The organism is Marinobacter sp. GH_1, from assembly GCF_048595985.1.
Taxonomy (GTDB): Bacteria; Pseudomonadota; Gammaproteobacteria; order Pseudomonadales; family Oleiphilaceae; genus Marinobacter; species Marinobacter shengliensis.
The window spans coordinates 1,652,066-1,678,806 of the sequence record NZ_CP184460.1; the positions used below are offsets into that span (position 1 = coordinate 1,652,066).

General features: G+C 58.6%; 20 protein-coding genes. 11 read left to right on the top strand and 9 right to left on the bottom strand.

Annotation, left to right across the window (positions count from 1 at the left end; all coding sequences use genetic code 11):
* Positions 1-11: 11 nt before the first annotated feature.
* Genes ACNSOI_RS07590 through ACNSOI_RS07615 form a run of 6 tightly spaced genes read right to left on the bottom strand, consistent with a single transcriptional unit; the run spans position 12 to position 6,941 of the window.
* A complete protein-coding gene (locus ACNSOI_RS07590; protein WP_420195490.1) occupies positions 12-1,739 on the bottom strand; it encodes a BatD family protein in 1,728 nt (575 codons plus the stop codon).
* The gene (locus tag ACNSOI_RS07595; RefSeq protein WP_420195491.1) at positions 1,733-3,535 is read right to left on the bottom strand and encodes a VWA domain-containing protein; all 1,803 of its coding nucleotides are present in this window, start codon (positions 3,533-3,535) and stop codon (positions 1,733-1,735) included. Before ACNSOI_RS07595 ends, ACNSOI_RS07590 begins: the two co-directional genes overlap by 7 nt.
* Entirely contained in the window at positions 3,528-4,547 is a 1,020-nt protein-coding gene (locus ACNSOI_RS07600) for a vWA domain-containing protein (RefSeq protein WP_420195708.1), read from the bottom strand. The genes ACNSOI_RS07595 and ACNSOI_RS07600 overlap by 8 nt, the downstream gene beginning before the upstream one ends.
* On the bottom strand, positions 4,541-5,011 hold the full coding sequence (locus ACNSOI_RS07605) for a DUF4381 domain-containing protein (RefSeq protein WP_286254793.1): 471 nt from the start codon (positions 5,009-5,011) through the stop codon (positions 4,541-4,543). The genes ACNSOI_RS07600 and ACNSOI_RS07605 overlap by 7 nt, the downstream gene beginning before the upstream one ends.
* The gene (locus ACNSOI_RS07610) at positions 5,008-5,946 is read right to left on the bottom strand and encodes a DUF58 domain-containing protein (RefSeq protein ID WP_106695430.1); all 939 of its coding nucleotides are present in this window, start codon (positions 5,944-5,946) and stop codon (positions 5,008-5,010) included. The genes ACNSOI_RS07605 and ACNSOI_RS07610 overlap by 4 nt, the downstream gene beginning before the upstream one ends.
* 32 nt (positions 5,947-5,978) lie before the next feature.
* A complete protein-coding gene (locus ACNSOI_RS07615) occupies positions 5,979-6,941 on the bottom strand; it encodes an AAA family ATPase (RefSeq protein ID WP_286254798.1) in 963 nt (320 codons plus the stop codon).
* 165 nt (positions 6,942-7,106) lie between these two features.
* Here ACNSOI_RS07615 and ACNSOI_RS07620 point away from each other — a divergent pair, with 165 nt between their 5' ends.
* The 5 genes from ACNSOI_RS07620 (at position 7,107) to ACNSOI_RS07640 (ending at position 15,559) form a co-directional block, all read left to right on the top strand.
* The gene (locus tag ACNSOI_RS07620; RefSeq protein WP_286922406.1) at positions 7,107-11,987 is read left to right on the top strand and encodes an NAD-glutamate dehydrogenase; all 4,881 of its coding nucleotides are present in this window, start codon (positions 7,107-7,109) and stop codon (positions 11,985-11,987) included.
* Between the two features lie 65 nt (positions 11,988-12,052).
* Positions 12,053-12,730: a carbonate dehydratase gene (gene can, locus ACNSOI_RS07625; protein ID WP_061331843.1), complete on the top strand. Its 678-nt coding sequence runs from the start codon at positions 12,053-12,055 to the stop codon at positions 12,728-12,730.
* A gap of 124 nt (positions 12,731-12,854) precedes the next feature.
* Positions 12,855-13,028, top strand: coding sequence for a hypothetical protein (locus ACNSOI_RS07630; protein ID WP_178338772.1), 174 nt, complete (start codon positions 12,855-12,857; stop codon positions 13,026-13,028).
* A gap of 144 nt (positions 13,029-13,172) precedes the next feature.
* Positions 13,173-14,240 carry a methyltransferase gene (locus ACNSOI_RS07635; RefSeq protein WP_420195492.1) on the top strand — a complete coding sequence of 356 codons (1,068 nt, stop codon included), beginning with the start codon at positions 13,173-13,175 and terminating at the stop codon, positions 14,238-14,240.
* A 185-nt stretch (positions 14,241-14,425) separates the two neighbouring features.
* Positions 14,426-15,559: a class I SAM-dependent methyltransferase gene (locus tag ACNSOI_RS07640; RefSeq protein ID WP_420195493.1), complete on the top strand. Its 1,134-nt coding sequence runs from the start codon at positions 14,426-14,428 to the stop codon at positions 15,557-15,559.
* Between the two features lie 4 nt (positions 15,560-15,563).
* Here ACNSOI_RS07640 and ACNSOI_RS07645 read toward each other — a convergent pair whose 3' ends face one another.
* Positions 15,564-16,187 (bottom strand): riboflavin synthase subunit alpha, encoded by a 624-nt coding sequence (locus ACNSOI_RS07645; RefSeq protein ID WP_420195494.1) that lies wholly within the window; start codon positions 16,185-16,187, stop codon positions 15,564-15,566.
* A gap of 157 nt (positions 16,188-16,344) precedes the next feature.
* Between ACNSOI_RS07645 and ACNSOI_RS07650 the strand changes: the two genes are divergently transcribed.
* Genes ACNSOI_RS07650 through ACNSOI_RS07670 form a run of 5 tightly spaced genes read left to right on the top strand, consistent with a single transcriptional unit; the run spans position 16,345 to position 20,543 of the window.
* Positions 16,345-17,241, top strand: a complete 897-nt coding sequence (locus ACNSOI_RS07650) for a hypothetical protein (RefSeq protein ID WP_106695436.1) — start codon at positions 16,345-16,347, stop codon at positions 17,239-17,241.
* A 60-nt stretch (positions 17,242-17,301) separates the two neighbouring features.
* Positions 17,302-17,979, top strand: a complete 678-nt coding sequence (locus ACNSOI_RS07655) for a TetR/AcrR family transcriptional regulator (protein ID WP_061331848.1) — start codon at positions 17,302-17,304, stop codon at positions 17,977-17,979.
* Positions 17,980-18,029: 50 nt separating this feature from the next.
* The gene (locus tag ACNSOI_RS07660; protein WP_420195495.1) at positions 18,030-18,539 is read left to right on the top strand and encodes a L,D-transpeptidase family protein; all 510 of its coding nucleotides are present in this window, start codon (positions 18,030-18,032) and stop codon (positions 18,537-18,539) included.
* 23 nt (positions 18,540-18,562) lie between these two features.
* On the top strand, positions 18,563-19,771 hold the full coding sequence (locus tag ACNSOI_RS07665) for a mechanosensitive ion channel family protein (RefSeq protein ID WP_106695437.1): 1,209 nt from the start codon (positions 18,563-18,565) through the stop codon (positions 19,769-19,771).
* Positions 19,755-20,543 carry an S-methyl-5'-thioinosine phosphorylase gene (locus tag ACNSOI_RS07670; RefSeq protein ID WP_420195496.1) on the top strand — a complete coding sequence of 263 codons (789 nt, stop codon included), beginning with the start codon at positions 19,755-19,757 and terminating at the stop codon, positions 20,541-20,543. Before ACNSOI_RS07665 ends, ACNSOI_RS07670 begins: the two co-directional genes overlap by 17 nt.
* Here the strand turns inward: ACNSOI_RS07670 and ACNSOI_RS07675 are convergent.
* Both ACNSOI_RS07675 and mfd read right to left on the bottom strand, forming a co-directional pair.
* Positions 20,527-21,306 (bottom strand): CsiV family protein, encoded by a 780-nt coding sequence (locus tag ACNSOI_RS07675; protein WP_420195497.1) that lies wholly within the window; start codon positions 21,304-21,306, stop codon positions 20,527-20,529. The genes ACNSOI_RS07670 and ACNSOI_RS07675 overlap by 17 nt on opposite strands.
* A gap of 30 nt (positions 21,307-21,336) precedes the next feature.
* A complete protein-coding gene (gene mfd, locus ACNSOI_RS07680) occupies positions 21,337-24,870 on the bottom strand; it encodes a transcription-repair coupling factor (protein ID WP_420195498.1) in 3,534 nt (1,177 codons plus the stop codon).
* A 171-nt stretch (positions 24,871-25,041) separates the two neighbouring features.
* Here mfd and ACNSOI_RS07685 point away from each other — a divergent pair, with 171 nt between their 5' ends.
* Positions 25,042-26,511 carry a glyceraldehyde-3-phosphate dehydrogenase gene (locus ACNSOI_RS07685; protein ID WP_061331854.1) on the top strand — a complete coding sequence of 490 codons (1,470 nt, stop codon included), beginning with the start codon at positions 25,042-25,044 and terminating at the stop codon, positions 26,509-26,511.
* Positions 26,512-26,741: the final 230 nt, after the last annotated feature.

The window sequence follows — 26,741 nt, forward strand, 5'->3', positions numbered from 1 at the left end:
GGCCGGCTCCGTCAGTGTGACAGGCCGGCCGGATACAGTGGCGGCAAACCTGCTGTGTCGGTCGGGACCGCCTGACGGTTTCTCAGGTCTTCCAGGCACCTGGTCAGCTCTTTGGTTACAAGGTCGCCATGGGATGGTGAATGATTGGAGAACAGCCTTTCCTGAAACCGCCCGACCGATTTCGCCAGGCCCGGGTCCCCGCTAAAGTCTATGACATCCTCCACAGTGACGAAATCCTGACCGGGAAATCGCAGTCTTGCCCATGTCACCATAAGCCCGGTGGTCTGGGCCGAGAGGCCATCAATGGCCGCCTTGAGCTTGGCGAAAGCCTGTCGTTCGCTTGCATCCTCCGGATGACTCTCGTGATGTGCTGGAGCCTGCCGCTTGCGGGAGTACCACCACAACCCCGCCGTGGCCAGCCACAAGCCTGCCAGAACGAGGCTGGAGATGAACCATGGTGACACCCCGGCAGCGCCAGATGGCGTAGTCACAGTTGCCTCCGGCAGCGAGTCCGGCGTTGGTCCGGACTCCGATAAGGGCGCGGCGACCACGGCGCTTCCACCGGCGATGGCGTAACGGCGTGTTGGCAATTCCGCGTATTCGAGCTCGTCGGTCTGGGTGTTCCACCAGGGGATACGGATTGCAGGCAGCACGGCTTCGCCAGATTGCACCGGCACCAGGGCAGCGACCTGCTGCAGGGTCGAGCGCAGGCCGTCTGTGGTGGTTTCCGTGTTTCTCAGTGGCTGTTCCGGGTAACTGCGGATGGCATCGGGTACCGCCTGGGGCAGTGCCGGCAGGGCTTCGGACGGCAGGCCAACGGCTTCCAGTGTCAGTTTTCGGTTCAGGTTGGTGCCCGCCTGAAGTTCACCGGAGGGTGGCAGTCCTTCATCGGTCAGGTTCAGTTGGCTGGCAGGTAGCCAGGTTTGATTGGCGGGATAGCTGTCGGGTACCGGCTTCACCCGTACCTCGAAAAGCTCCTGGCGGTCCCGCAGAAAGCGGAGCTGGCCGGAGGCGTCACGGGCTTGTCCTTCAAAACGAATGGGGGGTAGTGTCAGCTCACCCGGTTGTTGCGGGAAAATGGCGTAGCGTCGCTCTACCACCCGGTAGCGAATACCATCGCGGTAGCGAGCGTATTCCCGCTGTTTGCCCAGGGGCTCGATGATTGCGTCGGGATGTTCGGGTTCTGAAAGCTCGCCTCGAATCAGGTTTCCGGAAAAAAACAGCTGGATGGTCAGCACCAGCTGTTCCTGAACATACACCTCGGCTTTGTCCGCTGCCAGCTCAATAAAACTGTCCCTGGCCGCGGCGGGTTGATTGGGTGGGGTGCCGTCGGTCACTTCAACGGTGACAGGGGATGAGCTGGTGTCCTTGAAGGTCAACGCCGGGATGGTCAGGGTGCCGGTGCGGGTGGGCGCCAACTGGTAGGTCCAGGTAATCTCGCCAACCATGTCGTTATTGACCGTTTGCACGCTGTAACGCTGGTTCCGGGCAAGAATTTCGAAATCCGGTTCAACCTTCTCGATATCCGGTGATGGCAACTGAGAAAGATCGAAGTTGAACAGGTTGTTCAGGTTGATGTCGATTTTCATCGAGCCTTTGACCGTCAGTGTAAGGACTTCCCCCTGATACAGTTGGGTGCGGTCTGGCTCCACCGACAGGGTGTCTGCCAAGGCCGAAGAGGCTGTCAGCAACACGAGCAAGCCCAGACGGCTGATGGTTCTTAGAAAGCGTTTTACCATGGTGTGTCGCCCTCGTCCGGTGTGGTCTGACGTTGTTGGTGTTGCTGCAGGAATTTGCGCTGCAGTAGTCCGCCCGGGTTGTCTGGAATCCGTCTGAGCCATTGCTCCTGGCCTTGGGTGAGGGGCTGCTCAGAGATGGCTGCTGGTGCCTCGGCGGTCTGCTCGCCGGTGTCCTGCTCTGTGTTGTCAGACGGTTCCTGCGGCTCGCCCTCGGCTGTGTCCTGTTCGGGCTCGCCATCGCTCTGATCGGTGTCATCGGGCTGATCAGCATCTGGCTGCCGGGACTGGCCGGGGTCATTGCCCTGATCGTTCTGTTCCGATTCTGAACCTTCGCCCTGCTGTGAATCCTGGCTCTGGTCACCGGAACTGTCTTGCTGGTCCTGATTATCCTGGCTCTGATCACTGTTCTGCGAACTTGAGTCCTGCTGTTGTTCCAGCAACTGCTTGACCAGTTCATGGTTGGCCCGGGCATCTTCGAAGTCGGGTTGATCATTCAAAGCCTCTTGGTAGGCGTCGAGAGCCTGCTTCAGTTGTCCAGCCCGGGCCAGGGCATTGCCTCTGTTGTAATGGCCAGCGGCGCCGGGTTGGTCTGCGAAGGCCTGGGCGGCGTCATCGAATCTGCCATCCCGGTACAGGGCGGAGCCCCGCCAGCCTGGTTTCTGAAGCAGATCAGCGGCCCGCGCCGGGTTCTGCTCGATCAACTCCGGACCTCTCTGGTCCTCTCGCTGCCAGAACCCGCCCCAGTCAAATGCCATTACCGGGCGGGGAGTCAGGGCCAGTGGCAGTATGGCCATTGCGCAGACGGCAAACGCCCCTTTTCGCCAGCCCAGCAGTAACAGGGGCAGTGCAAGCCACAACAACCAATAACCATCATCCTGCCAGCGGTTAACGGTCAGACCATCCTCACCCCGGGACCAGTCATCACTAACCTCGGGTTGCAATCGCAGTTGCCGGATGTCGGTGTCACCCAGAGTCAATTCGTGGCTGAACCCACGGTTTTCCCGAGCCAGTCTGGCAAGGCTGTCCGGATCGGCCCGGGTGATGACAATATTACCGTTATCCCTGATAAAGCCTCGCTTGGCCAGGGGAATGGGACCACCCTCCCGGGAGCCCACTACCAGAGTGTTCAGGCTGTACGGGGTGCCTTGCAACCGGGCACGGATATCGTTGTGGTGGCGGGCCGGTACGTCATCAGCAATCAGCAGAATGCGGCCCTGGCCAGGAGCGCCCTGCTCCAGAAGCTCGACAGCGCGCTTTATTCCGAGGTCAGCCCGATTGCCCTGGGCGGGCATGATGGTTGGCTCCAGCACGTTGAGCATGGCCTCTATGGTGCGGCGATCTTCGGTCAGAGGTGTCACAACATGGGCATCACCGGAATAGACCAACAGGCCGGTCAGGCCTCCTTCCCGGACACTCAGGATGTCCCGGATCTTGCGCTTGGCCAGAGTCAGACGGTCTGGTTCAACATCCGTTGCCAACATGGATAACGACAGGTCCAGTACGATCACCAGGCTGTCTTCGGGCTGTTTCAACGGCGTTGGTGCCTGGCGCCAACTTGGGCCTGAAAGTGCTATCGACAGGGCGAGGATGCCGAGGCTGAGTGGTAGCAGGGGAGAGATGGTCCGGGCCCCTGGTTGCTGCCCCTGACGCCGGATCAAAGGGTTCAGCAGCGCTGGCGGAATATAGTGCTCCCAGCCGGTGCCACCGTGCCGCAGCCGGTGGCGCATCAGGTACAGCAGGGGTATGGTCAGTGCCAGCAGCAGCCACAGTGGGCGGATCAGGTGAAAATCAGCCATGGTCTGCCCCCGGGTCGTTTGCCTTGTGCCGGATACTCCCGCCAAGCCGTGTCGCCAGCAGGAGCAGCCAGAGGCCGGCCGCTGCGCTGGCAGGCCAGACATAAAGTTCGGTGACGGGGCGATAGAATTGCCCGTCCTGTTCAATGGGCTCCAGTTGGTTGATGCTGTCGTAGATCATTTCAAGTTCCGGCAGGCTGCGGGCCCGGAAGTACCGCCCGCCAGTTTGCTCGGCCATTCGGGTCAGCAGGTCTTCGTCCAAGTCGCGGGAGGGGTTGACCCGTCGGGTTCCCAGCAGGCCTCGCTGGACCATGGAATCCGCTCCGATGCCGACGGTATAGACCCTGACGCCTGCTGCCTGGGCAATCTCGGTGGCTTTGTCCGGCGTGATCTGGCCTGCTGTGTTGGCGCCGTCTGTCAGCATTACCACCACCCTTTGGTCGTGGGGCCGGTCGCGCAGTCGTTTGACCGACAGGCCGATGGCATCACCAATAGCGGTTGCCCGCCCCGCCATGCCGATGCCGGATTCATGCAACAAGGTGCGTACGGTTTCCCGGTCAAAGGTCAGGGGAGCCTGCACATAGGGCTCGGTACCGAACAGGATAAGCCCAAGCCGGTCACCCTCCCGGTGGTCAATAAATTCATCCAGTACCCGTTTTACCGCCTCCAGCCGGTCGATGCCACGACCGTGCAGGACCATGTCTTTCTCATCCATACTCGGGGAGATATCCACCACCAGCATCAGGTCACGACCACTGACCGGCATCTGGACCTGTTCGCCGACATGCTGGGGCCTGGCAATGGCCACCACCAGGCAGAGCCAGGCCAGCAACAACAGCAGTTGCCGCCATCGGGGTGTCGCCTGACCACTGCTGCTGACTCCAGGTAACCCGGAAAGCCAGTGGCCGACAGGAATCACCGGTGCATCGGCTGCCTGATTGCTGTGTCGGCGGATCAGAAACAGCAAAGGCAGAAGTGCCAATAGCAGAAGCCAGGGATAAGCAAGGCTCATGATATCTGTGCCTCCAGCCAGAGGGCTGCGAAATCCAGCGCCTGGTTTGGATCGGCGGTTGGTCTGGGTTGCCAGGTGCTGGCGACCATGGCTTCCACCACCGGGCGGGAAGCGATCCGGTTGTCAGGTGCGGTTGCCAGCAAAAAGTTTATCCACTGTTCGCCAGACATGGCTTGCGGATTCTGCTTGGGGTGCACTTGCCGAGCCACCCGTTTCAGGAATGTGTTGAGTTTACCAAACCACTCAGGGGTTTTGCTGGCGCAGGCCTCAAGTTCCGTCAACAGGCTCCGGGCGTCACGGCGCCACGCGGTTTTTCGGCGCTGCCGCCGCCACAGCGTTACCGCGACCGCAAGACCGATGGCGCACACGATTGCCAGAAACCACCAACCGGGCGCCGGCGGCCAGATTCCGCCCGTGTCCGGAAGGTGGATATCCCGCAGTTGGGCCAGTGGGTCCTGTCCGTTCATCCGATGCGACCTCCCGGGCCCAGCAAAATACGTAGTGCGGCGGCAGGTTCCTGTTGAGTCAGTACCGTGGCTGCCTGCACCCCGGAGGTGCGGAAGCAGTCAGATAGCTGCCGTTCGTGGGAGGCTACTTTTTCGCGCCATGCCCTCTGGAAGGCCGTGTTGGAGGCATCGAACCAGATGGGGCCATCCGGGCCGGCAACGGCGAAACGCCCGCTAGGTGGTAACTCGTTTTCCAGAGGGTCAAGAATACGGATGGCGCTGACGCTGTTGTGCCTGGCCAGTGCACCCAACAGGCTGGTTGTTGTGTCTGTGACCGTCATGAAATCGCTGATCACAAAAATCCGACTGCCGGTATGGGCCACCCGGCGGGCCTCTGCCAGTGCGGTATCAAGCCGGTGTTCGTTAGCGGCGGACGGGGCGGGCGGTGAGTCAGACCGGTGCTGCAGGCCGGCCACCTGGTCCAGCAGGCGCAGTACCGATTTCTGACGCCGTGCCGGGCGCAGTACTTCCAGTTTCTCACTGTTGAACACCAGTCCACCTACCTGGTCACCGGCCCACAACGCAAGCCAGGCGAGCAATGCTGTGAGCTGGGCACAACGTACCTGCTTGTAGGCGCCGGCACTGGCGAAAAACAGGGTTGGGCCCAGGTCAGCGATCAGCAGAACCGGCCGCTCCCGTTCTTCTTCATACAATTTGGTATGGGGAGCCTGACGCCGGGCGGTTACCCGCCAGTCGATACTCCGGATATCGTCCCCGGGCTGATACTGGCGAACTTCGGAGAAGGTCATTCCACGGCCTCGCTGGCGAGATTGCCGGAGGCCAGACTGGCGGGACCGCACCGGCCGTGCCGAAGGCAGCTTCAGTGCCCGGGCGTCAGCCTGCAGTCTCACCAGCTCTTGCAAGGTGATGTGGGTGGCGGGAATTGCGTTAGCCATGCTGTCGTTACTGCCTCCTGCTGCAGGTAACTTCAGGCTGTCACCGGAACCTGGTCAATCAGTCTCTGGAGCACGGTGTCTGCGGTCATGCCTTCAGCCTCGGCTTCAAAGGTCAGCAAAATCCGGTGCCGGAGCACATCAAAGGCCATAGTCCGGACATCGTCCGGTGTGACGTAATCCCTGCCGTCCAGCCAGGCCAGGGCGCGGGCGCAACGGTCCAGCGCAATGGTGCCACGGGGGCTGGCGCCGAATGCGGTCCAGCGGGCCAGTTCCGGGTCCAGGCTGGCGGCATCCCGGGTGGCGAGAATCAGGGCTAACAGGTACTGCTCAACCGGTTCTGCCATGTAGATATCCGATACCGCCTGACGTGCAGACATCACCTGATCCTCTGTTAGACGAATGTCTACGTTCGGGATTCCCTGACGGTAGTCGCTGCGGGCAAGGTGCAGAATCTGTTTCTCGGCATCGGCAGACGGGTAGTGAATCACCACATGCATCAGGAAACGGTCGAGTTGGGCTTCCGGCAGCGGGTAGGTGCCTTCCTGCTCGATCGGGTTCTGGGTGGCCATCACCATGAACAGTTTGGGCAATGCGAAGGTCTGCATGCCAACACTGATCTGGCGCTCACCCATGGCTTCCAGCAGGGCGGACTGAACCTTGGCCGGTGCGCGGTTGATTTCATCGGCCAGCACGAGGTTGTGAAAGATGGGCCCGCGCTGGAACTCGAACAGGCCGGTCTCAGCCCGATAGATCTCGCTGCCTGTGACGTCGGAGGGCAGTAGATCCGGGGTGAACTGGATACGGTGAAAATCACCCTCAAGGTGGTCGGAGAGTGCTTTTACGGCGGTGGTTTTGGCCAGGCCGGGGGCACCTTCCACCAGTAAATGGCCATCAGCCAGCAAGGCAATCAGCAGCCGGTCTACCAGTTTCTCCTGGCCGATGATGCGTTTTGCCAGTTGTGCTCGGAGGTCACCAAACGTTTGCTGTAACGACATGAAATTCTTTGCTCTTGGTTCTTGATAGTCCAGCGGGCGCGGGACGAAATTCTGCGTAAGTAGTTGCCGCAGTTTTGGTGTCTGGCCGGCAAAAATCAAGGGCTTGACTATGCTTATGTGACGATACCCTGATTACGTTTATTTCACACAAACCAGAGGTTGGATATGAATGCGCTGACAATCGCCAGCAAGGATCAGTTTTTTGAACAGTTGGCCGATGCGTTCTCAGAGAAGATTGCGAAGACCGAGGCAAAAAAGATAGCGGAATTCGCCCGACAGCATTATGCGCATGTTCCTCTCGAGGAATTGGTGAGTCGCCGGTTTTCGGATACCTATGGTGCGATGCTTTCGGCGTGGCAGTTTATCCAGAAACGTAATGCCGAGGCGACACCTGTTTCAGTATTCAATCCCGATCTGGAAAGCGACGGATGGCAGTCCACTCATACCGTTATTTTCATCTTGCACCCTGACATCCCGTTCCTGATTGATTCGCTACGAATTGCCATTAATCAGCGTGAGATCGGGACGCACTCGATTCAATACTCGATCCTGAATGTGCAGCGGGACAAGGATGGCAAGCTCAAGAAGTTGTTATCCACTAAAAAGGCGACGGCGGGCGCCGCCTACGAATCGTTTATTGTCCTGGAGATAGACCGGCACAGCGCGCCGGAAGATCTGCGTAACCTTGAGGATGCCCTGCAGAATGTGCTCCACGAAGTGCGGATTGCCGTGGAGGACTTTCCGGTTGTCAAAAACAAGGTGAGTGAGATTCTTTCCGAACTCGAGGCCACGACGGCTGGCATCAGTGACGAAGGAAAGCAGGAGGCGAAGGCCTTCCTGCAGTGGTTGGTGGAAGATCACTTCACGTTCCTGGGCTATGACGAGTATGACTTCGCGAAGGACAAACAGGGCATGGTGGTCCGCCGGGTGGAAAATTCGGAGCTGGGTATTCTGCGGGTTAACAACGAGCGCCCTGACAAGGTTCGCCTGAATGAGCTGCCCCAGCGAACCCGGCACGAGATGACCCGCACGGACGATATTTTCATCTTTGCCAAGTCGGCCCAGCGTTCCCGGGTACATCGCCCGGCGTACCCTGATTACATCGCAGTCAAGAAATTCAACAGCAAAGGGGAAGTGGTTGGCGAGCGGCGGTTCCTGGGGCTGTACACGGCCCGGGTTTACAACGAGCGGCCCGATGAAATCCCCCTGCTGCGTCGGAAGTTCCAGAGTGTCATGAAACGTTCCGGTTTCCTGACCGACGACTACGCAGGCAAGGAGCTGGAGCAGATACTCACTCTGTATCCCCGAGACGAACTGTTCCAGATTGAAACCGACGAACTGTTGAGGGTGGCCAAGAGTATCCTGTACATCCAGGAGCGCCGTCGAATTGAGCTGTTCATGCGCGAAGACGTCTACGGCCAGTTTGTGACCTGTCTGGCGTTCTTCCCCCGTGATATCTACAACACCGAGCTGCGTTTGAAGGTTGAGCAGGTACTCCTGGACCGGCTGGAAGCGGAAGACATCGAGTTCGTTACCCACTTCTCCGAATCGGTGCTGGCCCGTGTACAGTTCACCATCCGGGTGCCGCAGGTTGAAAACCGGCAGTTGCCGCTGGCGGAAATCCGGGACAAGGTCATTGAACTGGCGCAATCCTGGCGTGATGGCCTGTATGAGGCGCTAAGTGAAGCCTACGGAGAGGAATACGGTAACGAGATGTACCGGGTATGGGCCGGTGGCTTCCCGGCGAGCTATACCGATATGTTCTCTCCCCGGCGGGCGGCTATTGATTTGGAGCACATTGTCGCCTCGGCCCGTAACGATGACCTGGCCATGAGTTTTTACCGGGCGCTGGAGGAAGACGAGAGCACCCTGCACTTCAAGCTGTTCTATCCGGATGAGCCGCTACCCCTCTCGGATGTGATGCCGATTTTCGACAATCTTGGCTTCCGCGTCATCGGAGAGCACCCCTTCGAAGTCATCGACCGTACCGGCAAGACGGTATGGATTCACGATTTCACCCTGCAGGCCCATTCCGGCAGCGTGGTCGACATTCATCGCATTCGTCCGATCTTCGAGGAGCTTTTCCGCCGGGTATGGCACGGTGAGGCGGAGAACGACGCCTTCAACCGGATGATGCTGTCGTCCTACATGAGCTGGAGGGAAATCGCGCTGTTGCGGACTTATGCCCGCTATATGCGCCAGATCCGCTTCTCCAATAGCCAGACCTTTATCTCCAACACCCTGGTGAACCACGTCAGTCTGACCCGGACACTGTTGGAGCTGTTTGAGATCCGTTTCAATCCGGACCGGTTCCAGAGCCGGGGCAAGTGCGAAGCGGCTCAGCAGAAGCTGGAAATTGAGTTCAATGCCGGCCTTGATGAAGTTGAGAACCTCAGTGAAGACCGGGTGCTGCGGCTGTTCATGGAACTGATGCAGGCCACGTTACGCACCAATTATTACCAGCCGGATGCCGACGGTCAGCCGAAGCCTTACATCAGCGTGAAGTTTGACCCAACCCGGATACCGGACATGCCGTTGCCCATGCCCATGTTCGAGATCTTCGTTTACTCGCCGAGGGTTGAGGGTGTGCACTTGCGTGGCGGTAAAGTGGCCCGTGGTGGCCTGCGCTGGTCCGACCGTTTCGAGGACTATCGCACTGAGATTCTGGGCCTGGTCAAGGCCCAGCAGGTGAAGAATGCCGTCATCGTGCCTGTTGGCGCGAAAGGTGGTTTTGTGGCCAAGCGCCTGCCAGATCCTTCGGACCGCGAGGCGTTCCAGGCGGAGGGTATTGCTGCCTACAAAACATTCATTCGCGGGTTGCTGGATATCACTGACAATCTGGTGGATTCGGCCATTGAGCCGCCGCAGCGGGTTATCCGTCACGATGACGATGATCACTATCTGGTGGTTGCTGCGGACAAAGGCACGGCGACCTTCTCGGACATTGCCAACGGATTGGCGGCCGAATACGGCTTCTGGATGGGCGATGCGTTCGCCTCTGGTGGCAGTAATGGCTATGACCACAAGAAAATGGGCATCACCGCCCGGGGTGCCTGGGTGTCGGTTGAGCGGCACTTCCGCGAAATGGGCATCAACCCCGCGGTAGACGAATTTTCTGCCATTGGTATTGGCGACATGGCCGGCGACGTTTTCGGTAATGGATTGCTGTGCTCAGAGAAAACACGACTGGTAGCGGCCTTCAACCACATTCACATTTTCATCGATCCCAACCCGGATGCTGAAAAGAGCTTCAAGGAGCGTAAGCGGCTGTTTGAGTTACCCCGTTCAGCCTGGACCGATTACGATGCCAAGCTGATTTCCAAGGGGGGTGGCGTATTCAGCCGGAGCGCCAAGTCCATTCCGGTCAGCCCGGAGATGAAAAAACTGCTGGGTATCAAGGCCGACCGTGTGCCGCCCAATATGCTGATTAGCCACATTCTCAAGGCGGAAGTGGATCTGCTTTGGGTGGGTGGTATTGGCACCTATGTAAAATCTGCCTCTGAAAGCCACTCCGATGTAGGCGACAAAGCCAACGATGGCCTTCGAGTCAACGGCGGTGAGCTGCGCTGCAAGGTGGTCGGAGAGGGCGGTAACCTGGGCTTTACCCAGCTCGGGCGCATCGAATACGCCTTGAAAGGCGGTCGGCTGAATACCGATTTCATCGATAACTCTGGCGGTGTGGATTGCTCGGACCATGAAGTGAACATGAAGATCCTGCTCAACCGTGCGGTCGCCATGGGCGATCTCACCGGCAAGCAGCGCAATATCATGCTCGAAGAAATGACCGACGATGTTTCCGCATTGGTGCTCAAGAATAACTACCGCCAGACCCAGGCCATCAGCATCGCCAGTATCGATACGGCGCCACGCCTGGAAGAGTATCGCCGGCTGATGAATACCTTCGAAGGTCAGGGCAAGCTGAACCGGGATCTGGAGTTTCTGCCGGACGACGAAGCGTTGTCGGAACGCAAACTGGCCAAGAAGGGCCTGACCCGACCTGAATTGTCGGTGCTGATTTCCTATGTCAAAGGCGACCTGAAACAGACCTTGATTGACAGCGACCTGCCGGATGACCCGCTGCTGGCCGGGGAAATGTACAAGGTGTTCCCGAAGGAACTCACCAAGCGGTTTTCCTCAGAGCTTGGCGAGCACCAGTTGCGGCGGGAGATCATCGCGACGCAGATTGCCAACGATATGGTTAACCACATGGGTATCACCTTTGTTGAGCGGCTGAACCAGTCAACGGGCGCGGATGCGGCATCCATTGCCCTGGCCTGGATTATTGCCCGCGACGTCTTCCGCATTGACAACTGGTGGGACCGCATTGAAGCACTGGATTACCATGTGTCGGCCAGTTTGCAGATAGAACTGATGCAGGACCTGATGCGCCTGATGCGACGGGCTGTGCGCTGGCTGCTTCGCAATCGCCGGGCAGAGCTCAATATCCAGAGCCATATGGAACGCTTTGCCGACAGTGTCTGGGCGATCACGTCCAGCCTGCCAGAGTACCTGGGTGAGCAGGCGTGTGCCGTCTGGGAAAAACGCCATTCGGATTTGGCCAGTGCTGGCCTGCCAAAAGACCTTGCCCAGGTACTGGCTGGTACCGGGTATCTGTATTCATCCCTCGGCATTATTGAAGCTCAGGAGGCAACCGGTATGCCACTCAAGACCGTGGCCAACCTCTACTATGACCTGGGTGAGCGGCTTGATCTGAACTGGTTCGCCAACTCGATTGCGGTGCTGACACCGAATTCCCATTGGCAGGCGCTGGCCCGTGAGAGCTTCCGGGAAGATCTGGATTGGCAGCAACGGGCCCTGACGACGGGCGTTCTTAAGCTGGCCAGAAAACCCGAGGATGTCATGGTCAGTGTGGACGCCTGGCAGGTGAAGCATCAGCCCATGATTGATCGCTGGAAAGCCATGCTGGCCGAGCTGAAGAGTGCCCGGGAGCCCGAATACGCAATGTTTTCAGTGGCTTTGCGGGAGCTGTTGGACCTGGCCCAGAGCACCATGCATCAGTCGCCCGAAGACGCCAAGACCAACTGACTATTGCGTTATGCTGTTGATTCCCGTTCAATCCCGGGCGGGAATCAATGCCGGGAGACGTGTGAATGCCACACCTGCAACATTTATTGGAGAAAAACCGTGCCTGGGCAGACGGTATCAAAGCGGGCGATCCGAAGTTTTTCGAGCGCCTGAAAAACCAGCAGGCACCGGAATATCTCTGGATCGGGTGTGCAGACAGCCGGGTGCCGGCCAACCAGATTGTCGATCTTATGCCGGGGGAATTGTTCGTGCACCGCAATGTGGCGAACGTGGTGGTGCATACGGATTTTAATTGCCTGTCGGTGCTTCAGTTTGCGATTGACGTGCTGAAGGTCAAACACATCATGGTTGTTGGCCACTATGGTTGCGGTGGGGTGCGTGCAGCGCTGCTGAACGAGGGCTTTGGCCTGATTTCAAACTGGCTGCGCCATGTACAGGATGTTCGGGACCGCCACCAGTCCGTTCTGGATGCCTTGCCGACGGTTGAAGACCGGGTGGACCGCCTGTGTGAACTGAACGTGTTGGAACAAGTAGCCCACGTGTGCCAGAACAACATTCTCCTGGAGGCATGGCGCCGTGGCCAACCCCTGACCGTCCACGGGTTTGTCTACGATGTGGCCGATGGCCTGCTGCGTGACATGGGGCTGGCGATCACCGGTGAAGAGGAGCGGGAGAAGGTTCGTCAGAAAAATCTTCAGGCGCTGGTGGAGCGACCGGTTCGGTCAGGTCGTCAAAAAACATGACACCTTAAATGTCAAAAAGTGTCAAAGAATCGTGACGAGCGTCACTTGTTGACCCTTGGCGTCATCACAGATGGTCACCCCTGTGTTTGGTACAGTAGCTACTGTAGTAATGAGGGAGGTGACCATGAAAGAACTGATGCAAAAGGCCCTGAGTGCAATCGAAGCTCGCCGAAACGCGGGCACGGCTATGAGTAGCAATCGGCAGGACAGCAAGCGAAGCGAACCTCGCCCCCAGGAAGACTGGGGAATGTCACCGGAAGATGCACTGCGTGTCGGCACGGTTGCTCGATACAAGTAAGGCCTTCACCAGGTGCCCACTGGTGTTCTGATTTACCGTTCCGTTTCCCTTTCTGATAAAGCCCTGATGTGCCGCGATGGCAGACTCAGGGCTTTTTTCCGGTTAGCATAGCGCCTTTTACGATCTCCAACGGGCTTGCTATCCATGTCTGCACTGACCAATACCCACGACGTTCTTCTTCGTAACCGAGATCTGTTACAGGGACGGCTTGCCTTACTGGGTGTTACTGAGCCTCTTGTACTGTCTCAATGTGGTGACAGTGGCCTGGCCATGAGTGAGCATGCGGGCGTATACAGCGCACTGGCACAGCGGTCTGGTTGGAAGGCCTGTTTTGGCTACGACACCGATGGTCTGGCCGCCGCAGATTACGACACGGTTGTGGTTTTTCTGCCCAAGGCCCGGGCGGAGCTGGCTTTGCGCCTGACAATGGCTCGGTTTCTGGGTTGTGATGGCGCCAGGTTGGTGCTGATTGGCGAGAAGAAAGAAGGCATCGGTGGTGCGGTCAAACAGTTCAACGAAGTGGCTTCCGATACGGGCAAGGTGGACAGTGCCCGGCATTGTCAGGTCTGGGTCGGCACGAATAGTCAGCCCCTGTCGGTGTTTGATGTTCGTGAATGGATCAGCTGGAGCGAGCTCGAGTGTGCAGGCGTTGAAATCGCCGTGGCTGGACTGCCGGGGGTATTCAGTGAAGGGGAGCTGGATGCGGGCACGCGGATGCTGCTTGAAACCTTGGCGGAGTCGCCCTTGAAGGCGGAGCGCGTGCTCGACTTTGCCTGTGGCGCCGGCGTGATCGGTAGCTGGTTGCAGGGCTTTGCCAAACGGCAGGGGCGCTCACCGGTGACAGTGGACGGCGTGGATGTCCAGGCCCAGGCTGTGCTTTGTTCCGAAGCCACCTATGCCAGGGCAGGCCTGCATGGCCAGATCTACGCTGCCGACGGGCTTTCGACCCTTGGAGGGCGGTGGCAGGCGGTAGTGACCAATCCGCCGTTCCACAGCGGGGTCAAAACCGACACGTCCATGACCGAGCAGTTTCTCCGGGATGTGGCTGGTCACCTGGTGCCCGGAGGGGAGTTGCGACTGGTGGCAAACAGTTTCCTGCCCTATGAGGGCGACATCCAGCGGCATATCGGGCCGGTAGAGCGACTGGCTCAGGATCGTCGCTTTACGGTTTATCGGGCTTTTCGCCGCGCCAGTGCCGGGTTGCGCCCATAAAAAAAGCCCCTGGGGTAAGGGGCAAAAGTGTATCTCCGGAAAAGTGCCGTTCGTCCGGGCATGAAGAGCCGGACGACGTAACCGGAAAGGGTGTTCGGCGTGAACAGCTCTAACTTAGGATTATTTTCTAGAGTAAACAGCCTAAAACCGGTCATTTTCATCAAACCTGAAACAGAGTGCCCAAAATGACAACCGCAACGTTAGAGTTCTCTGCTGGTCAGCGAGTGCTCTGTCGCCCCGGCGTGAGTGACCCGAACTTACGTGCCTGGGATGCAGCGGATGAGCTGCTTCTGGATGAAGCCATACGCCGAGTGCACGCTGGCGATCGTGTATTGGTGGTAGATGACCAGTTTGGCGCACTTACGCTCGGGTTGTCTGACTACGCACCGGTATCGGTGGCAGACAGCGCAGTTCTTGAGGGTGCATTGAGCACTAACGCCCCTTTGAATCCGGGTATACCTTCCCCTGCACAGCTGGCCAGTTGGCTGAATCCACCGCAGGGGCCCTTTGACCTGATTGTCATGCGTGTGCCGCGTCAGAGCGAATACCTGGCGTGGCTGCTGCGCTGGGTGAATTCCGCACTGGCAGGCAATGGCTGCCTGCTTGCCGGGGGCATGATCAAGCACCTTCCAGATCGCAGTGTTGACGTATTTGCCGAAGCCATGCCCACCGAAGCCGTTCTGCCAGCCCGCAAAAAGGCGCGTGTTGTGGTCTGTCGCCGGGGAGAAGCAAGCCTGGCGGGCTGGTCAGGGCTCTGGAAAGGTTATTCCGTTCCGGACGTTCCAGTCGCCGTGGAGGCCATGCCTGCGGTGTTTGCCCGGGACCGTCTGGACATTGGTACCCGTGAATTGCTGCCACTTGTAGCCCCTGCCGTTGCCCGGCTCCCAAAGGGTGCCCGGGTACTGGATTTGGCTTGCGGTAACGGTGTTCTGGGGTTGGCGGCACTGGCCTGCCGCGACGATATCCGTGTGGAATTTGCCGATGTGTCCGCCCAGGCTGTGGCGAGTGTACGGCATAATCTGATGCGTTGCGGGTTTGAAGCAAGGGCCAGCGTCTGCCATTCCGACGGCGTCGACAGGGGCGCGGGAAACTATCAGCTGATTCTGCTCAACCCGCCGTTTCATGAGGGTGGGGTAGTAGGCGATCACATCGCCTTGAGGCTATTCCGGGATGCTGCCCGGCACCTGGAACCCGAGGGCACCTTGTTGATGGTGGGGAATCGCCACCTGGGGTATCACCGCTCCCTGAAACGCTATTTCAGCAGTGTGGTACAGCGGGCGGCAAGCCCGCGTTTCGTCGTTTTTGAAGCCTGCCTGTGAACCCTCAGCTCCCGGCTGTCGGCGGCCGGTCGTAGCCGAGCCGGGCCAGGGTGTCTACGATGGTCTGGGTCTGGCTGTCTACCTCAATGTTCACCCTTTGCCCTTGCTCAGCGCTTCCGAACGTGGTGGCGCGCAGGGTTTCCGGGATCAGGTGCACGTTAAACCGGTTCTCCTGAACCTCGCCGATGGTCAGGCTGGCGCCGTTGATGGCGATATAGCCTTTCGGGAACACGTACTTTTGCCACTCTGAAGGAATTTCGAACCACAACGTTACGTTATTCTCTGGCCGAACGATGTCCACCAGGGTAGCCGTGGTATGAATGTGGCCGCTGAGCAGGTGGCCGCCGATCTCATCGCCAATGCTAGCTGCCCGTTCAAAGTTTACTGTGTCTCCGGGGGATAGCTCCCCGAGTGTGGTCAGGCGCAGGGTTTCCTGCATGGCGTCAAAATAAAGGTGGGTTCCGTCCTGTCGAGTGACCGTCAGGCAGGTTCCGTTAATGGCAACCGACGCCCCGATGGTCACGCCTTCAACCCGTGCCCCTGGAAAGTCGACCACCAGAGTATTCAGGCCCGGTGATGCAATAATCTCGGTGACTTTGGCGATACCCTGAACAATACCGGTAAACATAGTGGTGCTCCTGAACCCTGATGTGATGGAGCAAGGATACCGGTGGCCGGTTCGGTTGCCAAGAAAGCCCGCTGAACAAGCGTCGGCAAACAGGACATTCAAGAAACAGTCGTATTGGCCGATACTTGCAAAAGGAACGAGCCGATAAGGTGGCCTCATGGCTGAGCAAACAGCAAAGAACCTGACAGACGATGCCAACGCTCCGGGCGCGGTCCTGAGGCCGGGCCGTGCGGCTGATCCGGTGCCCGACGCTGCGGGGTCTGCCCTGAACTCGGCTCAGCGCACTGCGGCTCTGCAAGCATCAGAGGCGGCGCGGTCGGAGTCTGATCGAACCCCGGAGCCCGCCGAACAGGAGGGGGGTGATGAGCAGGACAACGAGGCAGGGCGCGAGTCACAGGGTGACATAGAGAAAGCGCTGGCGGAATCAAAGCAGCGCAAGCTAAGACTGATGCTGCGCCAGTGTGATCGGGTGCTGCTGATGGATTTCGACCTGTTGTCGATGTCTGACTGGCCAACCAACTATCAGATGGCTGCCGCCCGCCGGAGTCGCGACCTGTGGGTGTTCAGTGCACTGGTGGCCGCCACCATTTTTCTCTCCGGGCTCACCGGTTTCATCCCGGCCTGGATTGCCGGTGGTGGCTTTGGAGCCTTCGTTATCATCCTGTTGCTGGGAGTGCCGATCATCCGGCGGATCTACACTGAGAAGCCGTCCTATCTGGACCTTGTGGTTAAGCGGCAGCGCCTGCTGCGTGATGCCCGGAAGCACGTGGAGCATCTGGAAGGCAAGGAGGGGTTGGTTTGGCAATGCGCCAGGATGGCGGAGTATAACCCTGCACTGAAGCATCCCAGGTTCAGCGATATTATCCGCTTGAGTGAACAGCGGGTTCTGGCCAGGCAACTTGTCCGGCGGGAGTATGTGCGCCTGTATCTGATTTACATGCTGGAAGCAGAAAAGGCGTACAGCCGCGTTCAGCAGGCGTTTTTCGATGGTAATCAGGAAGCCATCGATAAGGGTTGGCAATCGGTTGCCGCGGTGCCGGCCGAGCGAACTTGACATGGCGGGTCTTCAAACGTATGTTTCAAACAGACGTTTGCTAGAGGCACTGAAAACAACATGGCGCAGTCTGATACCGTTGACCGCATACTCGACGCTGCTGAGGAGCTGTTTGCCGAGCGGGGGTTCTCCGAAACATCACTCCGGATGATCACCAGTAAGGCTAAAGTAAATCTGGCCGCTGTCAATTATCACTTTGGGTCTAAAAACGCGTTGATCCACGCGGTTTTTGCCCGATTTCTGACGCCATTTTCGGCGACTCTGGAAACCGCCTTCGACGACCTGGAAGAGCGGTGTGACGGCAATCCCCCCACGCTAAACCAGACCCTCTGGGCGCTCACTGAGAGTGCCATACGGATGCCCCAGCGCAATGAGCGTGGCATTTCCATCTTCATGCGCCTGTTGGGGCTGGCTTACACCCAGTCCCAGGGCCATCTGCGAAAGTTCCTGGAGCAGGAATACAGCCAGCCGTTTGGCCGGTTCATGCGACTGCTCAAAGAGGCTACGCCGGAACTCACCGCCGTTGACCGTTACTGGCGCATCCAGTTCATGCTGGGAGCCACGGCGTTCACCATGTCCAGCAGTGATGCTTTGCGGGATATCCTGCAGAACAAACTGGGTGTTGAAACCTCCGTGCAGGAGATTGCCGCCAGGCTGGTGCCATTCCTGGCAGCCGGCATGCAAGCGCCCGATAAATTGCTGACTCCGCCACCTGAGAGCAAAGTCTCTGTTGCCTGAGGTTCCCCGCCTCGGGTAGGCTTCCCTCTGGTTTTTAACCGGAGGGAGCCGTGCCCCCTGTACACACACCATCCAGCCCGATCTCGCACATTGAGATTTCCATCACCGACCAGACCCTGGTGCTGGTGGATTCCAGCGGGCAGGCGTTAGCCCGTTACCGGATATCCACTGCCCTGAATGGTCCCGGGGAGCGTAACGCCAGCGGTTGCACACCTCGCGGTGAACACTATGTGCGGGCCATGATCGGCCGCGGCCTGCCGCTGAACACGGTGTTTATCGCGCGCAGGCCCACCGGTGAACGCTATTCGCCGGAGTTGGCCGCGGCGCACCCAGACCGGGACTGGATCCTGTCCCGAATTCTCTGGCTGTGCGGCCGTGAATGGGGGCGTAATCGTGGGCCAGGGGTCGATACGTTTCGCCGCTTTATCTACATCCACGGCACTCCGGATACCGAGCCTATGGGCGTTGCCCGCTCCCATGGATGCATTCGCATGCGCAATCAGGACGTTGCGGACCTGTTTGACCGCGTTGCGCCGGGCACACGGGTCTTGATTCTTTAATTACTGACGTTCAGAGGGATACGATGATCGGAGAAACATTAAGCATTTTGAACAGCTGGATAAAAGATTTCGGAATGCTTTCGGAAGGGTGGCGTGCCGGTATTCTGATCTTCATGCTGGTGTTTGCAACGGCCACTGCGGCATTCATTGCATCCCGCGTGATCGTTGCCCTGGAGAGCAAGTTCAGTGCCACCCGTAATCTCTGGGACGACGCTGTGCTCCATGCCGCCCGCAAGCCGGTTGTGGCGTTTATCTGGTTGCAGGGGGTCTATTGGGCAGCTGAGGTGGCCCATCACTTCTCCGATGCTGAAATCTTCAAGGCGAACGGTACGCTGTTGCAGATCGGATTTGTCTGGGTGTTGGTCTGGGCCATGCTCAGGCTGGTCAAAGAGGCAGAAAAGATTCTGATCTCGCCCATGAAAATGCGCAAACCGATGGACTACACCACGGTGAACGCAATCAGCAAACTGCTGAGGGCAGTGATCATCATCACGGCGGCTCTGACCGCATTGCAGACCCTGGGCTTCAGCATCTCCGGGGTTCTAGCCTTTGGTGGTGTGGGTGGTATCGCCGTGGGTTTTGCGGCGAAAGACCTGCTGGCCAACTTCTTTGGTGGCTTTATCATCCATCTGGACCGCCCCTTTAAAGTCGGCGACTGGGTGCGTTCCCCGGACAGGAATATTGAGGGTACGGTGGAGCACATCGGCTGGCGCCTGACGACCATTCGCACGTTCGACAAACGCCCGCTTTACGTTCCCAATGCGGCCTTCACTACCATTGCGGTGGAGAATCCATCCCGGATGACCAATCGCCGTATCTCGGAAACCATCGGTATTCGTTACGCAGACGTTCACGCCATGAAGAAAATCGTGGATGAAATACGTGACATGCTCAAGAGCCATGAGGATATTGCCGCCGATGAGACGCTGATTGTGAATTTTCTGGCCTTCAATGCGTCATCCCTCGACATCATGGTTTATACCTTTACCAAAACCACCCAATGGGTCCGGTTCCATGAGGTCAAAGAGGATGTTCTGCTGAAGATCAGTGACATTATTGAAAGCCATGGCGCCGAAGTGGCCTTCCCGACCCGCACACTGCACCTTCCCGATGGCGTGAGGGTTAGTGGCAATGACAGCGAGGAGTCGTCAGTATCCGAGCCGGGAAATGAGGATAATCGGGAGCAAAGCGCAGGCAAACAGGTGGAGAGCAAGAATGACAGCAGTCGCTGATAGCAAGCCGGTTGGTATCATTGGTGGAACCGGGCTGACCAGCCTCAGTGATCTCACCATTGTGGGTGAGGAAACCGTATCCACCCGCTGGGGGGAGCCGTCTTCCGCCCTGGTTCATGGCGTGCTGGGGCAACAGAAGGTGATGTTTCTGTCCCGACACGGTAACCCGCACCGGATTCCGCCCCACCAGGTGAACTACCGGGCCAATATCCAGGCGCTCTATGATGCCGGCGTTCGAACCCTGGTGGGGGTCAACGCCGTTGGCGGTATTCACCCTGAGATGGGGCCGGCTCATGTGGTCATTCCCGATCAGCTGATTGACTACACCTGGGGCCGCCCGAGCACCTTCTTTGAAGGGGAGCTGGAGCACGTCACCCACATCGATTTTACCTGGCCTTATGACCAGGAAGCCCGCGAGTTACTGGTTGCTACCGCCAGGAAGGCGGCCGTACCATTCTCGGACCTTGGTGTATATGGCGCCACCCAGGGGCCGCGGCTTGAAACGGCAGCAGAGATACGCCGAATGGAGCGTGATGGCTGTGATATCGTGGGTATGACCGGCATGCCGGAAGCGGTGTTGGCGGCGGAACTGGGAATGCGTTACGTGAGTCTGGGCCTGGTGGTGAACTGGGCAGCGGGGAAATCCGACCACATCATTACCATGGCCGAGATTGAAGCGGCCATTGAGCAGGGGATGTCCGGGGTTCGGTTGATCCTTGAGCGCTCAATGGCCGGTCTTGGTCAGCTTGAGGTGCTCACTCCACCCGCTTGAAGAACACCAGTACGCCGATCGTGGGGGAGTCGATGAAGTGGATTTCCTCACTGCGCATGCGGCGGGTTTCCCTGATCCAGGTGACCAGTTGAAGTGGTGAAGCCGACGTGGTTGTCTCGGACAGGCCGAAGCTGGGGTCGCCTTCTGTGCCTGGCCATGGGTCTGATGCTTCCGAGGCGCCAGGCTCCATGGCGTCTTCTGAAATATTATGTGTTACCTGCATAACTCGCGGCGCGCTCTCGTCAATCATCCAGTGATTCAAATGAATGCCCACGTGCAGGAAGCGTTGCCGGTCAATGGTGATATGACCCTCCACAGCTCGCTGGCCCGCTTCCTGTAGCCAGTCTCCCAGCGCAATCTCAAGCGGCTCGCCGTCGTAATCGGGCGGGAAAGTCTGGTACCAGCCCGTGGCCGCCAGTACCCGATAGTTACCGCTGTTTTCAAGCCGTCGGGCAGCCTGGTTCAGGTGCAGCTCACTCTGTGGCACCAGCTTCAGATCGGATTGCCGGCGACCATCGGCCTGGTCTACCCACAGGGCTTTGTCGGGCCGATTGGTGGGCTCAACCTGTTTGCCGGACATTTTTTCTTCAATGCCGGACGGGTCAACCAGTCGTTCCAGGATAACGAATTCCGCTCGGTAGTAGTCCCGCGGTGTATTGCCTGACTGGCTCTGGGCCATCAGGGCGGTCGGGGCTAGCATGAGGGCCGCTGCCAGAAGGGCACCGATCAGTGTGTGCCGTAAACAGAATTGCTGGGCTTGCAAGAGTCTTACTCCACCTGAGTCTTTGTTTGCTCACGACGCCTTGGCTGGTTTGGTGCCCGGCGTCAATTCCGTGAGCATGGCTGCAATGGCGTCGAGTTTACCACTGGTTGAATCATCATTCAGCCGGAAGCGGAAGCTGTTGGCGCCTTCCAGCCTGTAGGTGTCCGGCGCGGATTGCACTTTTTTAACCAGCACCAGGGGGTCCACCGGTGTGGTTGCACCGAACTCCAGTCGCACCCATTCCTTGCCAGCGTCCACTTTCCCGATGCCCAGCGCCTCGGCCTTCAGGCGCAACCGAGTCTGGTTGATCAGATTCTTGGCCGGTTCCGGTAATAATCCGAAGCGGTCGATCATCTCAACCTGAAGTTCTTTTAATTCATCTTCGGTCTGTACGCTGGCAATGCGCTTGTACAGCATCAGGCGGTTGTGCACATCGGGCAGGTAGTCGTCGGGAATCAATGCCGGGATGCGCAGATTCATTTCGGTGCCGTGGCTCAACGGCAGTTCCGCATTCGGGGTACGGCCCTCGCGAATGGCTTTTACCGCCTCATCCAGCAACTGCATGTAGAGGGTGAAACCAATACTTTCAATTTGCCCGCTCTGTTCCTCGCCCAGCAACTCGCCGGCGCCGCGGATTTCCAGGTCGTGGGTGGCCAGCATGAAGCCGGCGCCCAGATCCTGAGCCTCGGCGATGGCGTCCAGGCGTTTCTTGGCATCGTTGGAGATGCTCTTGGGCGGTGGCGTCAAAAGGTAGGCATAGGCCTGGTGGTGCGACCGGCCAACCCGGCCGCGCAACTGGTGCAGCTGGGCCAGGCCAAACTTGTCGGCTCTCTCGATGATGATGGTGTTGGCGCTGGGAATGTCGATGCCGGTTTCCACAATGGTGGTGCACACCAGCACGTTGAAGCGCTTGTGGTAAAAGTCTGACATGATCTGTTCCAGCTGCCGTTCCCGCATCTGGCCGTGGGCCACGCCCACTCGGGCCTCGGGGATCAGCCGGCGCAGGTCTTCGGCGGTTTTCTCGATGGTCGACACATCGTTATGCAGAAAGTACACCTGACCGCCCCTCAGGATTTCCCGCAGGATGGCTTCTTTCACCATGGCCTCTTCACGCTGGCGCACGAAGGTTTTCACCGATAGCCGGCGGGCCGGGGGCGTGGCAATGATCGACAGATCCCGCAGGTGCCCCATGGCCATGTTCAGGGTTCTCGGGATCGGCGTAGCGGTCAGCGTAAGCATGTCCACCTCCGCCCGCAGGGATTTCAGCCGTTCTTTCTGCTGAACACCGAACCGGTGCTCCTCATCGATAATGACCAAACCCAGATTCTTGAACTTCACATCGCCCTGCAGCAATTTGTGGGTGCCGATCACAATGTCTGCCTTGCCTTCTTCGATGGCTGTCATGGCTTTGGTGGTCTGGCTGCCACTGCGAAACCGGCTGAGCAGTTCCACGGTGACCGGAGTGTCGGAAAAACGATCCCGGAAGGATTCGTAATGCTGCTGGGCCAGCAGGGTGGTGGGTACCAGCACGGCCACCTGCTTGCCTGACCAGGTGGCCAGGAAGGCCGCACGCATGGCTACCTCGGTTTTGCCGAAGCCCACATCACCGCATACCAGGCGGTCCATGGGGCGCTCGCCAGTCATGTCTTCGAACACCGACTGAATGGCCACCTGCTGGTCCGGTGTTTCCTCGAACGGGAAACCCGCGGCGAAAGCACGGTAGGCCTCTTTCGGGTCTTCAAACTGGAAGCCTTTGCGGGCTTCTCGGCGGGCGTAAACGTCCAGAAGCTCGGCGGCGGTATCGCGTATCTTCTCCAGGGCCTTTTGTTTGGCATTACTCCAGCGGTCGGTGCCGAGCTTGTGCAGGGGCGCGTGCTCTTCGTCGGTGCCGGCGTAGCGGGAAATCAGGTGCAGGCTGGAAACGGGAACGTAGAGTTTCGAGCCACCGGCGTATTCCAGGGTCAGGAACTCATCGGCCTGGCCACCGGCGTCGATGGTTTCCAGGCCTTTGTAACGGCCAACTCCGTGGTCAATATGCACCACCGGCGAGCCGATACGCAGCTCGGACAGGTCCCGGTAGCCGTGGTCGTCCACTTCCGTGGGCTTTTCACGCCGGCGCCGCTGCAGAACCCGTTCGCCGAACAGGGCGGTTTCAGTAATCAGGGCGAGGTTCTGCTCCGGTAGCACCATTCCCTGTTCCATCGGCGCAATGGTGATGGCCAGGGCAGCATTATCGCTCTCGCTAAAATCCTGCCAGCCGCTGACGGTGACAGGCTTTAGCTTGTGATCCCGCAGGTTCTCGATCAGGGCTTCGCGCCGACCGGAAGATTCGGCGCAAATCAGCACGCGGCCCGGGAATTCCTTGATAAAGCGTTTGAGTCGCCCGGCCGGGTCCGCGGCCCGGCCATCCATGGCCACGTCCGGTAACGGTGTGGCGCCGCAATTGGCAGTACCGGCGCCGTCCATGGGGTCGGGGGTGCAGGTGATGCGCGGGTATCGCTTGATCTGGCCAAACACTTCGTCCTGTAGCAGGAAAAGCTCGGCCGGCGGCAGAATCGGTCGCAGCCGGTCGTGCCGGCGGTCCTCGTGCCTGGCGCGGGTTTCCGCATCGAAAGCCGCAACAGCATCGTTCAGGCCGTCTGCGGTAAACACCAGTGTGGTGGCCGGCAGGTAATCGAACAGGGTGGCGGTCTGGTCAAAGAAGAGCGGTAGGTAATATTCGATGCCCGGCGGGGTAATGCCATTACTGACGTCCTGATACACCGGCGCATCTTTGTCGGCATGGGGGAAATGTTCAAACCAGCGGTTGCGGAAGCCGGAGCGAGCCTCTTTGTGCCAGGGGAACTCATGGGCTGGCAGCAGTTCGATCTGTTCGATTCGGTCAATGGAGCGCTGGGTTTCCGGGTCAAACGTGCGCAAGGTTTCGATTTCGTCGTCGAACAGGTCAATCCGGTAGGGCAGGTTGGAGCCCATCGGGTAGATGTCCAGAATCGCCCCGCGCACCGCGTATTCGCCGTGCTCATACACATTTTCAGCGTGGTGATATCCCGCAGCCTCCAGTTGCATGCGCCAGCTGTCGATATCCAGGCTCTGGCCTACTTTTAATAGCAGGGTGTTGCCTTGTAGGTAACTTGGCGGCGCCAGCCGATGCATCAGGGTGCGGGCGGGCACCACCAGAACACCGTGGCGTGTGGATGGCAACCGGTGCAGGGTGCGGATACGCCTGGAAGTAATGTCCTGGTGGGGTGAAAACAGGTCGTAGGGCAGGGTTTCCCAGTCCGGCAGCGACAACAGCTCAAGGCCGTCTTCGGTCACAGTGGCGCCGTCTTCTTCCGGTGGCAGGTTCAGGAAAAACCGGATGGCTTGTTCCAGGCGGATGGCCTCATCGGTGCTTCGGGTGACCACCAGGGTCAGTCCTTTGTGCAGCTTGGCGCTCTCGCAGATGGCCAGGGCGTCACTGCAACCGTGAAGCTGGCCCCATTTGCGGTGGTCGGCGCTTTTATCCGGCAGCGTCGGGGCAATCAACGGGGCGGGTGAGGCCGCACGGGCGGAACCTTGGGGCATGAGCTGTCAAATCTCCTGAGTTGGCGCGTCTGGAACCGAGCGGCGCTATTCTAGCGTTCGGGGGTTTCAGTGTCATGGCTGGTACCGACAAATCGCTATTTGCCGTCGGGCGTCTTAAGTTGGATAATGTGCGCCTCAAAATTATTCCCAGTGCTATACGAGGTTCCAACCGTGAGTCACGAACAAATCAACCAGCACCTGTCCAACTGGACAGAAAGAGAGTCCACCGCCGAAGCGATGATCCCGCTGATTGGCCGCCTGTACCGCAAGAACAACGTTGTTACGTCGGTATACGGCCGGGCGATCATCAACCAGTCGGTGATCGACATCATCCGTGCCCATCGTTTTGTTCGTCAGGTTGAGAACAGCGAGCTGTCCGTTCACGACACGCTGCCGATCCTGCAGGCCATGGACAAGCTGGATCTTGGTCGCGCCCACGTGGACATCGGCAAGCTGGCGGTCAAGTTCAAGGCTGAAGGCGGTGACCTCACCGAATTCCTGAAGCGTGAAATCGGCCCGGTGGTTGGCCAGTATGCCAGTCAGTCAGAGCAGGACGCCCAGAACGAAACCAAAGACGTAGTGCTCTATGGTTTTGGCCGTATCGGTCGTCTGCTGGCCCGCATCCTGATTGAAAAAGCCGGCGGCGGTAACAATCTCCGCCTGCGAGCCATTGTGGTTCGCCAGGGCGGTGCAGAGAACGATCTGGAAAAGCGCGCCAGCCTGCTGCGCCGTGACTCCGTGCATGGTCCCTTCGATGGCACCATCACCGTTGATGAAGAAAACTCCGCCCTGATCGCCAATGGCAACTTTATCAAGGTGATCTATTCCGATGGCCCGGACAAAGTGGATTACACCGCCTACGACATCCACAATGCCATTGTGATCGACAACACCGGCAAGTGGCGTGACGAAGCCGGCCTTGGTTTGCACCTGAAGTCCAAGGGTGTCAGTCGCGTGATCCTGACCGCGCCGGGCAAGGGTGATATCAAGAACATCGTGTATGGGATCAACAACGACTGGATTACGGATGAAGACAAGATCCTGTCTGCGGCTTCCTGTACCACCAACGCCATTACCCCGGTGCTGAAGGCCATCAATGACGAATACGGCATTGAAGATGGTCATGTTGAGACTGTTCACTCCTACACCAACGACCAGAACCTGATCGATAACTACCACAAGGGTAGCCGTCGTGGCCGTAGTGCAGCACTGAATATGGTTATTACCGAGACAGGTGCGGCCAAGGCTGTTGCCAAGGCGCTGCCGGAGCTCAAGGGCAAGCTGAGCGGTAATGCTATCCGGGTGCCGACGCCGAACGTGTCCATGGCCATCCTGAACCTGAATCTGAAGTCCGACGTGGATGTAGAGAAGGTGAACGATTACCTCCGCGACATGGCTCTGCACTCTGAGCTGCAGAAGCAGATCGATTTCGTGAATTCCCCGGAAGTGGTATCCACAGACTTCGTAGGCTCCCGCCATGCGGGCATTGTCGATGCCCAAGCCACCATCGCCAACGGTAAGCGCCTGATTCTGTACGTATGGTACGACAACGAGTTCGGTTACAGCGCTCAGGTTATCCGCTGTGTCAATCAGATGGCCGGCGTAACTTACCCGATCTTTCCGAAGCGGGCACGTGACTAAAGTCTAAGTCTGTTTCAGTCAAGTCGGATCAAAAGGCCCCGGTAGCGTGAGCTGCCGGGGCTTTTTTACTACTTTGGAGGGATAAAACCATTTTCCTTACCGGTGGAAATAGGTTTCCTTAATCTCTATAATTGGCGCGATTTTGGGTATGTCTGGCACCCATATTCTCACCCCCGAGCGGCGGGGCCGGGCGTTAAAATCCACAGAAAAGTTTCTGATGATTGGATGAG

Coding starts and splice junctions, on each gene's coding strand:
- ACNSOI_RS07610 (WP_106695430.1), bottom strand. CDS start 5,946: ATGGCTAACGCAATTCCCGCCACCCACATCACCTTGCAAGAGCTGGTG.
- ACNSOI_RS07620 (WP_286922406.1), top strand. CDS start 7,107: ATGAATGCGCTGACAATCGCCAGCAAGGATCAGTTTTTTGAACAGTTG.
- ACNSOI_RS07640 (WP_420195493.1), top strand. CDS start 14,426: ATGACAACCGCAACGTTAGAGTTCTCTGCTGGTCAGCGAGTGCTCTGT.
- ACNSOI_RS07595 (WP_420195491.1), bottom strand. CDS start 3,535: ATGGCTGATTTTCACCTGATCCGCCCACTGTGGCTGCTGCTGGCACTG.
- ACNSOI_RS07655 (WP_061331848.1), top strand. CDS start 17,302: ATGGCGCAGTCTGATACCGTTGACCGCATACTCGACGCTGCTGAGGAG.
- ACNSOI_RS07605 (WP_286254793.1), bottom strand. CDS start 5,011: ATGAACGGACAGGACCCACTGGCCCAACTGCGGGATATCCACCTTCCG.
- ACNSOI_RS07615 (WP_286254798.1), bottom strand. CDS start 6,941: ATGTCGTTACAGCAAACGTTTGGTGACCTCCGAGCACAACTGGCAAAA.
- ACNSOI_RS07635 (WP_420195492.1), top strand. CDS start 13,173: ATGTCTGCACTGACCAATACCCACGACGTTCTTCTTCGTAACCGAGAT.
- can (WP_061331843.1), top strand. CDS start 12,053: ATGCCACACCTGCAACATTTATTGGAGAAAAACCGTGCCTGGGCAGAC.
- ACNSOI_RS07645 (WP_420195494.1), bottom strand. CDS start 16,187: ATGTTTACCGGTATTGTTCAGGGTATCGCCAAAGTCACCGAGATTATT.
- ACNSOI_RS07630 (WP_178338772.1), top strand. CDS start 12,855: ATGAAAGAACTGATGCAAAAGGCCCTGAGTGCAATCGAAGCTCGCCGA.
- mfd (WP_420195498.1), bottom strand. CDS start 24,870: ATGCCCCAAGGTTCCGCCCGTGCGGCCTCACCCGCCCCGTTGATTGCC.
- ACNSOI_RS07665 (WP_106695437.1), top strand. CDS start 18,563: ATGATCGGAGAAACATTAAGCATTTTGAACAGCTGGATAAAAGATTTC.
- ACNSOI_RS07650 (WP_106695436.1), top strand. CDS start 16,345: ATGGCTGAGCAAACAGCAAAGAACCTGACAGACGATGCCAACGCTCCG.
- ACNSOI_RS07590 (WP_420195490.1), bottom strand. CDS start 1,739: ATGGTAAAACGCTTTCTAAGAACCATCAGCCGTCTGGGCTTGCTCGTG.
- ACNSOI_RS07670 (WP_420195496.1), top strand. CDS start 19,755: ATGACAGCAGTCGCTGATAGCAAGCCGGTTGGTATCATTGGTGGAACC.